At 38.8% G+C, this 12,989-nt stretch carries 11 protein-coding genes; 6 read left to right on the forward strand and 5 right to left on the reverse strand.

The window, feature by feature from the left end:
* Positions 1–32: 32 nt before the first annotated feature.
* The gene (locus tag WKK05_RS38780) at positions 33–263 is read left to right on the forward strand and encodes a hypothetical protein (RefSeq protein WP_341531849.1); all 231 of its coding nucleotides are present in this window, start codon (positions 33–35) and stop codon (positions 261–263) included.
* Positions 264–508: 245 nt separating this feature from the next.
* A complete protein-coding gene (locus WKK05_RS38785; protein ID WP_341531850.1) occupies positions 509–1,051 on the forward strand; it encodes a WGR domain-containing protein in 543 nt (180 codons plus the stop codon).
* A gap of 301 nt (positions 1,052–1,352) precedes the next feature.
* Here the strand turns inward: WKK05_RS38785 and WKK05_RS38790 are convergent, their stop codons facing one another.
* From WKK05_RS38790 to WKK05_RS38810, 5 genes are all read right to left on the reverse strand, one after another.
* Entirely contained in the window at positions 1,353–1,721 is a 369-nt protein-coding gene (locus WKK05_RS38790; protein ID WP_341531851.1) for a beta/gamma crystallin-related protein, read from the reverse strand.
* A 303-nt stretch (positions 1,722–2,024) separates the two neighbouring features.
* Entirely contained in the window at positions 2,025–2,741 is a 717-nt protein-coding gene (locus tag WKK05_RS38795; RefSeq protein ID WP_341531852.1) for an AraC family transcriptional regulator, read from the reverse strand.
* 404 nt (positions 2,742–3,145) lie between these two features.
* Positions 3,146–4,531: an HlyD family efflux transporter periplasmic adaptor subunit gene (locus WKK05_RS38800; RefSeq protein ID WP_341531853.1), complete on the reverse strand. Its 1,386-nt coding sequence runs from the start codon at positions 4,529–4,531 to the stop codon at positions 3,146–3,148.
* A gap of 6 nt (positions 4,532–4,537) precedes the next feature.
* Complete coding sequence (locus tag WKK05_RS38805) at positions 4,538–6,760, reverse strand: peptidase domain-containing ABC transporter (RefSeq protein WP_341531854.1); 2,223 nt, start codon at positions 6,758–6,760, stop codon at positions 4,538–4,540.
* Positions 6,761–7,044: 284 nt separating this feature from the next.
* Positions 7,045–7,461, reverse strand: coding sequence for a hypothetical protein (locus WKK05_RS38810; protein ID WP_341531855.1), 417 nt, complete (start codon positions 7,459–7,461; stop codon positions 7,045–7,047).
* 610 nt (positions 7,462–8,071) lie between these two features.
* On the opposite strand from WKK05_RS38810, the gene WKK05_RS38815 reads away from it, so the two are divergent.
* From WKK05_RS38815 to WKK05_RS38830, 4 genes are read left to right on the forward strand one after another with little or no spacing between them, the layout of a single operon-like run.
* Entirely contained in the window at positions 8,072–8,824 is a 753-nt protein-coding gene (locus tag WKK05_RS38815; protein WP_341531856.1) for a hypothetical protein, read from the forward strand.
* Positions 8,825–8,829: 5 nt separating this feature from the next.
* Positions 8,830–9,789 (forward strand): DUF1822 family protein, encoded by a 960-nt coding sequence (locus WKK05_RS38820; RefSeq protein ID WP_341531857.1) that lies wholly within the window; start codon positions 8,830–8,832, stop codon positions 9,787–9,789.
* Positions 9,790–9,809: 20 nt separating this feature from the next.
* On the forward strand, positions 9,810–12,167 hold the full coding sequence (locus WKK05_RS38825) for a CHASE2 domain-containing protein (RefSeq protein WP_341531858.1): 2,358 nt from the start codon (positions 9,810–9,812) through the stop codon (positions 12,165–12,167).
* A gap of 2 nt (positions 12,168–12,169) precedes the next feature.
* A complete protein-coding gene (locus tag WKK05_RS38830; protein ID WP_341531859.1) occupies positions 12,170–12,982 on the forward strand; it encodes a DUF928 domain-containing protein in 813 nt (270 codons plus the stop codon).
* Positions 12,983–12,989: the final 7 nt, after the last annotated feature.

A 12,989-nucleotide genomic window follows, 5' to 3' on the forward strand; every position in this document is an offset into this window, starting at 1 on the left:
TGTTAAATGCAAAAATTAAATTTAGGAAATAAATGAGCCAACAAAATCCAAAGATTTCGCTCCTCAAAGAATTCGTATCAGACGAACTTCTAACAGTAGCGCAGCAACAAATCCCACAAGGAGAATCTCAAGAATATTATAGAGGGTTGCACGATGCATTTTCTCAGTGTGCTAAAATCCTTGCTTCTTTAAATTCAAAAGACCAAGCTTTAATAATTGCAGCTTTATTGATTGAATTGGAAAAAAAGATAACACTTGATTAGCGTTGCTGGCCTCTTTTACTGCCGTCAAACCAATACAGAGCGGCGTTGTTACCAGGGAGAGGGCGACTACCGCTATACCCGTGAGTAGTCCTGTTGTGCAGACGGCAAAAACTCAATTCGTAAGTGCCGCTAAATTTCGGAATATGAACTGAATGAAAAGCGGTCGTTTTGTAGAGAGCGACCGCTACGCCAAAACAAAGTGAATATCAAATATCCACCTGCTCACTAATAACAGCATTAAAACTATGTATTCATATCTTGTTTATGTTGATGCTGCTAACAATAGCAACAAATTCTGGTCAGCTAAGGTTGAAAGTAGTCAGTTAACAGTTCAGTGGGGACGAGTCGGCTACAACGCTCAAACCAAAACTCATTCCTTTAATAGCCATCAACAAGCTCTTTCTAAATATCATAATCTCGTAGCCGAAAAGAAAACGAAAGGCTACCGCGAAAGTCAGCCACAAATAGAGACAAGTGATGTTTATAAAATTGAGAGAGCTATTGGATTGCTTAATGGTTTACGTTCTTATGTGGTTAATCGAAATTTTGATGAGCATTATATTCAGCTTCTTAATCAATACTTAAAAATCGTACCCACGCCATTGGGGATGCAAATTGATCCCTACACAATATACCGAACTATTACTGATGTGGATCATCAGCGAGAGTTACTCAACTCACTGTTAACTACACCTGCACCACAAGTTGCTGTGGTGGGTGTTGCTACTACTACTGAACCAACTGAAGAACCCAAGACTATCAGTAAGAACTTCTGGCGGCATTTGTAATACTGTTGGGCGTGAATATAATTTCATTATTCATGCCCTAATAACTATTACCACTTAATCAAAAGTTAAATATATATAATATTTATTTATTTAAGTAAAAAAAGAAAGTATATCTTTTTTTAATACAATTTTATTAAGCCTATTTTCTAATAACTAATTAAATTAGCAGAGTCACTTTATACCAAATTAGGAAAGCCACAATTAAATAAAAATAGACTTTAATATTGAACTACTTCAAAACTAATGCTCTGAAGTAGTTCAATATTAAAGTACTAATCTCTAAAGTAAAAAATTTTTAGAGCTAGCTTAATCGCCGAATACCAGTTAATGTGTTATTCGCAAGCCCAAAGCTACTGGGATAGCGGTAGAAGCCTGGGCCTAATATTGCATACCTTCCTCCAGTATTATATTTTTCTTTGTCAAATATCTGCCATACTCCACGCCTAATTATGAGAGATGAAGTTTTGTTATTCCAACCGCTACCAATAGCGCTATTGTCGAGATTGTCGTCATTACTGGAAATATCTTTTTTTGAGCCACCAAAATCGTAATTGTTATATAATGTGACAGGAGCAAGTCCTCCATTACAGCTAGCAGCAACTTCATCGTTAAGTTCTTGAAAGCCAGAATTAAGTTCAAGTACTTTGTAACCTTCCGTGCTATTAGACATTGCGATTTTCCTTTATTCAGAATTGAGATTGGTATTGATTTTCTACTAAACTTAGCTATTCTAAGTTAAATAAAATAGCTAATTTCAATCGATATCAATAGTTTGAAAGGGATTCTTTGAGAAAGAACCTTATATTGACAGAAAACTAGTTTAATTACTGAAATGATTTCAAGATATAAGCACTTTTGAAGAGTTGCATAATCTTGTTTCAAAAACTAATCTGTTTTTCTATATTTAACAGTATATAAAACAAATTCTTTAGAGACAATGCACATTTTGTTGGTAAGACTATTAATTATGTCGTTATCGGTTAACGCTAATATTAGAACGTTGAATATTACGCCAAGCTTGAGGCGTAGTGCCATGAAACTGACGAAATTGACGAAAGAAATATCCCTCATACTGATAGCCTACTACAAAAGCAATCTGATTAATTGGCTGGTTAGTTTCTAAAAGTAAGGTACGCGCAGCTAGCATACGACGCTCGAAAATCCAATCATTAACTGTTTTACCTGTCTTGCGTCGCACTAGATTAGTTAGATAAGCTGCGGAGTAACCAACTGCAATAGCTACGTCGCTTAAAGTAATCGATTGATGATAATTAGCTTCGATATAGTCGAAAACTTCCTTTAGTTGAAGACAAGTAGGAAAAAGCCGCTGTGACTCTGCTATTTGGTGAGAGCTAGCTAAATCCTGCTGCTTTAAGGCTATCTGTTCTTCCAGTAGAGGAGCTATTGCTTCCAATAATTCTTCTGTGAAGTTTAAAGTTGCCTGAAGCAAAGAAAGGGTCTTTTCTAATTCTGTATCTGTTTTCTGACAGGAATGTTTCTTAACATACAATTGCTCTTTAGTAGTACTTAGATTTAATTGACCCAAAAGCTCTTGCATTTTTAATTTCAACGTTGTACTAGTTCTCTGTAAGTCCAAAAAACTCTGCTGGCGATTACTAATATCATGATTCCAGATATGCGGCGTGACTTGATAATTGTGTTTTTCTAAAATAGTGTTGCTAGAAATCACAGTTTAACTCCTTACAATTACTGAATCTGGTTTGGAAAGATTAATTTATATGTTGAAACTGCCAAATTAACTTATAACTTTAATTTGTATATATACAGAAAAATTCAAAATTAAAGAGTCAAAATCAAGAAGAAGAAAAGTATTTATCTCTGATTTTGGGACTTATATTATGTACTTCATTATATTTAAATTTTTTGCATATAAATAAGATAACTAAGTATAGTAATTTAGGGTAAACGCATATCATTTATGAGCCACCTAATAAAGAAAAATTTTAATAAAAAATAGCATCAATGATGGAATGTTTAGTACTACCTCTATTACGGATTTATACCCTTAGCAGCCTAATTTATCCCGCAACAGAAGCAACGCTAATTCTCTTTATAAAATCTCGCTCAATAAATTTATAAGTCTGCAATCAATCTTGCTTTCCTAAGAAAGAATTGCAGCACACTCTCTTCTTTAGAAATAATATCGACAGTACCCTCCATTCCTAGCTGAAGCGCACACTGATGTTTATCCCTACCTAAAGAAAAGCTTTCTGGCTCAATTGTGACCGCATAGAAACTACTAACATCTGCCATCTTTTGGCTGGCAGATATTGTAGGAGCAGTAGCAGTTGTATTATTTCCTTGAGGTGCGATCGCGTCTGGTGAAATCGTCTTAACTTTGCCTTTGAGAGTGCCGTAGTCTGGATAAGGACAGGCGGAAACCCGCATTTGTACAGTTTGACCTTGTTTCAACTTATTTTTATCTTGAAGGGCTACCGCTGCTTTAATTTCTAAAGGAATATTACTAGGAGCAATCTGGGCAATCTCTTCTCCGACAGGTACAGTTTGACCAGGATTTCGCAAGTTCAACTTAGAAACAATACCGTCTGCTGTGGCAGTAATTACAGTTTGGCTAAGGTCAATATTTACTTGCTGAAGTTCACTTTTGTCGCGCTCTAACTGTTTTTGAATTTCAATTCGTTGTTGGATTAAGGATTGGCGTTCTTTATCTAAAGTAGCAATACTGGCTTTCCCCGCAGCTTTTTCTTGGGCAATACGTTGAGAGGCGATCGCAACTGCTGCATTACTGGGATCAATGGCAGTTTGGACATTTTGCAATTTTGCTTTAGCTGCTTTGAGAGATTGTTCTTGTTGCTGAACAGCTAATTGTGCCTCCTCAAATTGATCTTGAGACAAGGCTCCGGCTTTGGCTATACCCTCGTATCGATTTCGTTTTGACTGAGCTGCTTTGAGACTAGCATCTGCTGCTTTGACGTTGGCATCCGCTTCTTCAACATCAGTAGCAGTGGTAACAAGTTTATCTTGATAGTCCCGGCTGCGACCGTTTAACTCTGCTTCAGCACCAGCGATTACACGAGTAATACGCTCAGCTTCAGCTAAAACTTGGCTATTAATGGCATTAATCTGTGCGTTGATTTGAACGAGTTGTAAACGACTTTGCCCAATGTTACTTTGCAGTTGGCTTTTTTTGGTTTGCAACTTCGAGTTGTCAACAGTAGCAATGACATCCCCTTTTTTGACGACTTGGTTCTCTGCAACAAAAACGCGCATTACCTGGCCCTCTGTAGCAGATTGAACGAGCCGTAACTCACCAGCAGGGCGGACAACAGCTTGTCCTTTAACTGTTACTTTGTATTTAGTAATAGAGGCAAGTGGAATAGCTAGCCCCACAATACAAATAAGCACTAGTCCGCCCCAAGTAGTCCAACGACCAAGTGGTGGGAGAAACTCGTTGTCTCGAAGTGGGGGCAGGTAGTCTGAGTTGGGATGGCTAATCATATTATTTTATTTACTGATTGTGCTTAATTTGCCGTTAGAGTGAGAATTAGAGGATTCAGGCACTAAACCATTTATTAATGTGTCAACACTATCGAGAAAGTCTAAGTGTTCACCAGCTTGACAGCGCAGAGCCTCTGGAGTGCCCTGGATTTTCAAGCGTCCTGACTCTAGTAGTACAATCCAATCTGCCCGTCCGATGACTTTGGGGCGATGGCTAATCATAATTGTGGTTTTGCCCTGCCGATGGTCAAGTAGTCTGTCTAGCACTTCGGATTCACTTACTGGGTCGAGAGCGCCAGTTGATTCATCTAAGATTAATACTGGCGGGTCAGTAACTATAGCTCTAGCGATCGCCAATCTTTGGCGTTGTCCACCAGAAAGATTTGCGCCAAATTCGCCTAAAACAGTTTGATACTTATCGGGCAGTTTACTAATAAACTCATCTGCACCAGCAATTGAGCAAGCCTGCACAATTTGTTCAAATGTAATTTGGGGATAGCTGAAGCGGAAATTTTCCACGATTGAGCGACTCCAAAAGTGTGCTTCTTGAGGCACTAGCACTACCTGTTGCCGTAGACATTCCATTGAGAGGTCTTGCTGATTATAGATACCATAACGGATATTGCCAGATTGGAGGAAATACAAACCTGCAAGTACTTTAGCGAGGGTACTTTTTCCACAGCCGGATTTACCAATTAAGGCAATGGCTCGACCCCCAGGTATAGTTAGGGAAAAATCACAGAGCAAGTCCACTCTACCTGCATGGTGGAAATTAAGGTTGGTGCAAGTAATGTCTGCATTGCTAGGAATTTCAGACCAAGGCTTTTTCTCGTCTTTTTCGTCTTCTGGAGTAGCATCAATCACCTCCGTCATGCGTTGAATGACAATTTGAGCAGTGATAAACTCATCAACTAAGCCGATGACTGAACCCAAAAAGCCGAGAAAGTTGCCACTCATGCCGCTAAACGCTAGCAGTTGTCCAATACTTAAGGTGCGGTTAATTACTAAATATGAGCCTAGCCAAAGTAAAGCAATATTAGTGCAAGTGGAAAAAATACTGGTAATTGTGCCACTGTATAGCCCCAGTTTCATCGTACTCCAGCCCAAGTTAGCGAGGCGTCCATAATTCGCTTGATACTCTTGCCAAGCTTGAGGAGTGGCTTGAGTGGTTTTTAACACCTGGACACCGCGAAAAGTTTCAACGAGAAAGCCTTGGTTTTCTGTACCTAACACTATCGCATTACGGGTTTTCTGGCGTAAGGCGGGGAGAAAAAGCAGGTTGATGAGAGTGACAATCATAAAGGCTGTTACAGAAGCTAAAGTCAATCCCCAACTGTAAAAGAGCATAAAGCCCAAAGAAACCAAGGCGATAAAAAATTGGCTAGGCAAACCGAGGACAATTTGGCCAACTAGCTCATTGATATGATCTACATCAGCAATCCGACTAACTACTTCACCACTGCGCCGTCCTTCAAAGTATGAGAGAGGCAAGCGCAACAGTTGTCGCCCGTATTCTAAAATCAGCCCTAATTGCAACCTTTGACCGAAGTGACCAATTAAGTGAGACTGTACTAAACCGATGGCACTGCTAAATAAACTCATAGCAATCGACCCAATTGCCACGACAGTTAGCAGTTGAGTATCTCCCCGGACTAACACATCATCAGTCAACAGTTGCATCATCAAGGGAGAGACAAGGGAAAGTAGTCCAATAGCAATATTAATTGCGATCGCTTGAATGAGAATGACGCGATAGGGTAAAACCCTCATTAGATAACGCCCAAAGCCGCCAATCTGATCATCTGATTGTTGATAAAAGTGGCTGTCATCTGGCTCCAGCAGCAGCATTATGCCATTACCCCATCCTTCGAGCAACTCTTCACAGGTAAGGTAACGGATACCTACGCCGGGGTCTGCGATCACGTATTTTCTACCCTTCTGTCCGTATAAAACGACCCAATGGTAGCCTTTCCAATGTATGATGGCTGGTAGAGAAATTTTATGCAAAGAGTCGAGCAGTTGCTCTGAGGCTTTGACTTGGCGAGCATTGAACCCTAAAGCTTCTGCCCCCCGTCTCAAACCCAGTAAAGAAGTTCCTCGTGACCCAGTACCAACCGCTTCTCGCACTTTATTAATGGCAAAAGTGCGTCCGTAGTGTTTTGCAATAGTAGCAAGGCAGGCAGCACCACAGTCTTCTTCGCTGTGTTGTAGTACAGTTTGGTATTTCATCGTCAAAATTCAAGCCATCTAGCTTTGTTGGTTCTATATTTGTTGTTGATTGTTCTGAAAGATGCAAAAAGCGTACCTTTCCAAAAATCAACAAAAAATGTGTTATATCTCCTTTTTGTTGGAGAGAAGGCCATCAAAAGAAAGTTTTGATGGCCGTTAATGTTCTGCTGGTCTAATCAGTTTGTTTAATCAGACTATTAAGCATTTAGCTTCATGTTTTGAGCTTTTACCTATTATTCTCAGGTTGTTTGATTAGATTCTGAACATTTAGTAAAGGTGCTACATTAGGAGTAGTAAACTCCTATAGAGCCACCGACATATATACCATCTTTACTATCTGTAAAGCGTATTGCGTACTTGTTTTTTCCTCCCGCTATGTTAGTCCATGTAGCGGTAGCTTCACCAACTTTGAGTACCCTTCGATATGTTTTACCAGTAGTTAGATTTCTGAGAATTGCGTTGAAAGTTGGATTTCTGCCAGATCCGTAGTTATAGGTATTGGTCGAGAGCTGGACTATTCCACCGGATTTCACACCGCTGAATGTTCTTGTGCTAACTGAAGCATCAAAAAAAATATCGTTGCTGAAACTTTTACCTCCTTCAACAATGGCAGCATCTTCGGAAGTCAAGTCGGTGAACAAAGGTTCCTGTTGAATAGTGTCCACGTGAAGTTGATTGAAATGTTCTTTGGTGTTTAACATTGTTACTTTCCTTTATTTAAGATTGATGTTGAAATGGAATCTGTTGTTGATTGTTGGACAGTTTGCTACAGCTTTCATAGCAATCAACAAATAGCTAGATTTTACTTTGCTTGAGAGAAGGCGTTCTACAAGAAATTTTCAAGCAGATAGCAGCAAAAACCACTTAATATCAGCGGATGAAAAGTTACTGTTTTAAAAGTAACTTTATTCGATTGATAGTATGCTATTTAGTAAATACAAAATAGCTTGGTTTTTACTATTACTTTAACCAACCTCTTACTTGTAAATCAAGGCAAAACTGAAAAGTTATGAAAACTGTCAAGCAAGCTAAATTGGTAACAAGTTTTCAAAATCTCTTTTAAGTTCAAGCCTCTAATCCTATATCAGTGGAAAATTAGATAACTATGAAAACTGTGATACTTTAGTCAACTTGCCGTCAATAATCTTTCTTATCTGCTCCTACACAGGATCTCAAGAAACGCTCAGTGCAATTTTAAAGTTTTCATAATTTTTTAATTCTTGCCTGATATAAGAGTAAGGTCAAATAAAGCGGTGCTGATGATTGTGCTGCTGTCTTGTATCTACTGTACATTCTTGAGTAAAGGCTTTTATGGATGATCTCGATGAACGCCTGCGCCAATTGATAGCAGCAGTTTGTCAACACCCAGACGGCAGCCGGGAATGGCGAAAAGCTATGAGTCGGCTTCTGATTTTAATTCAGGGACTACCGGAATTTAGAAAATACTCAAGCATGGACTGCCCTGACCACTTTTTAGATGCTTTAAACCAAAGTTTTGAGTGGTTGAGCCACAATATCAGAAACTTTCAGCCACGTACATCTTCAGTACGAACTGACTTAGTAAAATGGCTCAAAGGCTACCTTTACTGGCGTGTTAAAGATTTAAATTCCTCATCTGCCCCTCAAACAAGAAGGCTTCAGCTTTCCTTGGATGAAAATATTTCGGATGCAGATGCAGAGGTAACAAGCTGGCTAGAACGAGTCTCAGAAGAAGGGAGGTTATTAGGCACACCATCTAACCCGTATGTTTTAAGTGGATTAGAAATTTATTTAGAACAGTTACAACAGAACTCACAACAGCTATTGGTCGCTAGCCTAGCGGATTACATTGAGCAAGATCCAGACGAGCAATTACGAAATTGCTATCCTCGAAAACACCCCGAATGTAACTGCCAAGTACTCAGCCAAAGGTTGCTGTTCATCTTTAAGAACCCACCAGATACACTTGCTGATATTGCTCGTGAGTGCCAAATTAATTACCAAACTCTCGTATCGCACTGGAAGTTAAAAGCAATACCACTCTTGCAAGAAGTTGCCATTCAACTCGGATATCAATCTAATTAACAGCCATGAGTAGCACAGAAACACTTTGTGTAAAAGTTCCCCTTGGGCAAGAAGCCCATGCCATCGCCCGTCAGTTTGCTGCTGAACAAACTACACCTCAGAAAGGAAAACAAATATATCTCAATACACTAGCAGTTTATGCTGTTCATAATTATTTGAAATGGTTACAGATTGATACGGCTTTAGGAGAAGGTGATAGTTGGCATCCACTCAAACGAGCTTTATTTGACATTGCGGATCTAGTTCTTCCCAATATTGGTAGGTTAGAGTGTCGTCCAGTTCAACCTGGAGAAACGGCAATTTCTTTACCACCGGAAGTCATGGAAAATAGAATTGGTTATGTTGCTGTCCAGTTCGGTGAACGCTTAAATGAAGTGCAGTTGCTAGGATTCATTAAAACAGTTACTTTTTCTTCTACTTCCCAAGAAATACCACTTTTGAGCTTCAAACCTCTTAGTTTCCTTTTTGATTGCATCCCTGACACTGTTACTTCCTCTTCACTCAGTGCTAGCCAGATAGGAGTGAGATTAAGCCAATGGTTTGAGAATTTGTTTGAAAATAATTGGATGTCTCTAGAAGAAATTTTCGGCAGTAGAAATGAGAAAAAATTTGCCTTAAGAAGCCTTTCATCTTCAAGTGGAGGTAGTGTAGAGCGAGCAAAAATCATAGATTTGGGATTAGATTTAGGAAATGAGTCAATAGTGTTGCTAGTAGCGATCGCACCTTTGGCTGAGGATAAATTAGAGATATTAGTACAGCTACATCCAAGGGGCGAGAAGACTTATTTACCATCTCATCTTAAATTAAATTTACAAACAGAATCAGGAGAAAATATTCAAGAAGTTGAATCTCGAAGTAATGATAACTTTATTCAATTAAAACGATTTAGAGGGTATCCTGGAGAAGGCTTTAATATACAAGTGTCCGATGGAAATTTCACAATTAAGGAGACTTTTGTCATCTGACACTTTTTTGTCGGAGTGCAATGAGTAAGTTAGTTGTCTTGAATTTGGGTAAGGGCGACCTCTATAAAGGCTTTCCTGATGTCACAGTTCAACTGGGGTTGATAGATGATCTGCGAGCGATGGAATTTCGTGGTAGTTTACCAGCAGCGCCAGAAATTCCTCAACTGTATCGAAATTGGCAAATACTATACTCAGCTCTCTATCGCTATTCTGGTTGGTGTGTACGTTTGGAAGTTGAAGATACTGATGTCACAAATTTTTCGGAAGTTGAATTTAACGATTTATGTCAACAATTATCGTCTAGAATTAACAATTGGCTAAATTGTGAACAGTTTCGCAAAATAGACCAGAAATTACGCACACAATTAAATCCCAATGAAGAAATCTGTCTGATGATTGCAACTAGTGATCAATTATTGCGGCGGATTCCTTGGCATTTGTGGAACTTTCTTGATGATTATCCGAAAGCGGAAGTAGCACTTAGTCCATTAGAACCGCAGCGACCTAATAAAATATATATTCAAGAAAACAAAGTTAAAATATTAGCGATTTTTGGAAATAGTCAAGGAATAGATATTAGTCAAGATAAACGTTTCTTAGAAAAATTATCAAGCCAAGCTAAAATAAAATTTTTGGTAGAACCACAACGAAAGGAATTAAGTGATGAGCTTTGGAATCAAGGTTGGAATATTTTGTTTTTTGCTGGACACAGCTACAGTCAATCAAAAGGAGTTCTACAAATTAACCAAACTACAACAATTAGTCTAGATAAATTGGCACATGGACTCAAAAAAGCAATTGAGAGCGGATTACGTTTAGCAATTTTCAATTCCTGCGATGGCTTAGGCTTAGCAGAAGCATTAGAGGATTTACACATTCCTCAAGTCATTGTCATGCGTGAACCAGTGCCGGACTTAGTAGCACAAGAATTTTTAAAACATTTTTTAACAGAATTTTCTAGTGGACAATCCTTGTACTCTGCACTACGTGAGGCTCGAAAAAGGCTAGAAGGAATAGAAGATGAATACCCTTGTGCAACTTGGTTACCAGTAATTTGCCAAAATCCTTTGTCAGCACCAATGATTTGGCCGTTGCACCGAAGAATGCTCACTACTAAGAGCATTTTTGCAATATTGCTCACAAGCTTGTTGGTGACAAGTTTGGTAATGGGGGCGCGGTATTGGGGTTATTTGCAAACCTCAGAGTTACACGCTTTTGACCATTTTATGCAGTTGCGATCGCAACTTGTAACTGAAAAACCTGATGAACGGATTTTAATTATTACTATTGATGAAGCAGATATTCAATACCAAATTAATAAAGGAATGCAAATGCGATGGTCGTTATCTGACCAAGCCCTTGCTCAACTATTAGAGAAATTAAATAAATATCAACCACGAACTATTGGTTTAGATATTTATCGTGATGGGACTGTAGACCCTAAATATCTAGATTTAGCTACTCGTTTTAGGGAGAATAACCGTTTATTTTTTGTGTGCAAAGTTGCTACTACTGATGATGATGGTGATACTGATGGAATTGCATCACCTGATGGAGTTCAAAGAGAACGTTTAAGTTTTAGTGATTTTGTTGCAGATGATGAAGTTATTGCTCGTCGCCAGCTTTTATATTTGACTCCACCTCCAACATCTCTATGTACTACAGAATATGCTTTTAACCTACAATTAGCACTTCATTACTTAGATAAAGCGGGCAAAACATCGAGCGTTACAAAATCAGGTTATTTACAAATTGGTGATGTTGTGTTCCGGCAATTAAACGAACACGCCAGCGGTTATCAAGAAATAGATGCATCTGGTTATCAAATATTGTTGAATTATCGTTCTCTCCCTTCTGTTGATAAAATTGCCGAGCAGGTTAGTTTGAGAGACGTGTTAGATGAAAAAATCCCATTAGCATCAATCCAATCACTTAGAGATCGAGTTGTGATGATTGGTCTTTCTGCCCCCACCAATACAAACGATTATTGGAAAACACCGTTTAGCACTAGTACTAAATCTAGAACAAAGCAGATACCAGGGGTATTCGTACAGGCACAAATGCTAAGTCAAATCCTAAGTGCAGTTTTGGACGGCAGACTTTTATTATGGTGGTGGTCTGGATGGATAGAGACACTTTGGATATGGGTATGGTCGCTGGTTGGAGGTATTACAGCATGGTATTATTCCAAACCATTGCATCTGGGAATAGCAACTTTAATAACCCTTTTAACACTATTTGGGATATGTTTTGGCATTTTTACAGTGGCTGGATGGGTGCCATTAATCCCCTCAGCATTAGCGGTGTTAGCTACCCAAGTAATGGTAATTTCATGGTTTAGACGTTCTCATCTTGATAAGAAAAAATTTAATTTTTGATCATGATTAAAAAAAAATTACTAATCCCAATAATTCAAAGTGTTTGCACAATTCCTTTGCTAATTATTAGTACAACCAGTTATTTAGAATTAGTACAAGCACAATTGCCTAACTCCACCCAAAGCCCTGTTAAAAATTCGCATTTTCAATCTTTCCAGCAACCAAAATTGCCTAGAAATGGTGCACCTACAGGTCGGCGCAGAGCCGGGGCTGGGCGTAATCCTGAGTGTCCTGTATCCCTTAAACGTCTTACTGCTCTAGTACCTGGGGATGGAGGGAAATCAGTCTTGGCATTAACAGTTGCAGAAAATCCCACTTTTTGGTTTTATGTTCCTCAAGTCCCTGAAACCGTGCGTTTCGCAGAATTTGTGTTGCAGGCGCAAGACGGTAAAGGTGTAGAGAATGTTTACCGAACACCTCTTACTCTTTCTGGAAAATCAGGGATTATCAGCATTACTCCACCAGCACAACCGCAATACTTTTTAAAAACAGATAAAAAATATCACTGGTATTTTCATATTTATTGTAACGATCCGCAAAAAACCTCTGACAATTTTTATGTAGATGGGTTTGTGCAAAGACAGGTACTAACTCAGGCTCTTGATAATCAGTTGAAGGCGGCAAAACCAAGGGAGTACATTGCTTATAGTACCAATAATATATGGTACGATGCTGTAACTAATTTAGGACAACTACGCCGCACCAATCCTCAGAATACAGCTATTAATCAAGATTGGGTTGACTTATTAAATGCCATTGGTTTACAAGATATTGCTAAAGAGGCAATCATACAGCATTACAACTTAGAAAACTGACAAAATA

This window comes from Nostoc sp. UHCC 0302 (genome assembly GCF_038096175.1).
Lineage (GTDB): Bacteria > Cyanobacteriota > Cyanobacteriia > Cyanobacteriales > Nostocaceae > UHCC-0302.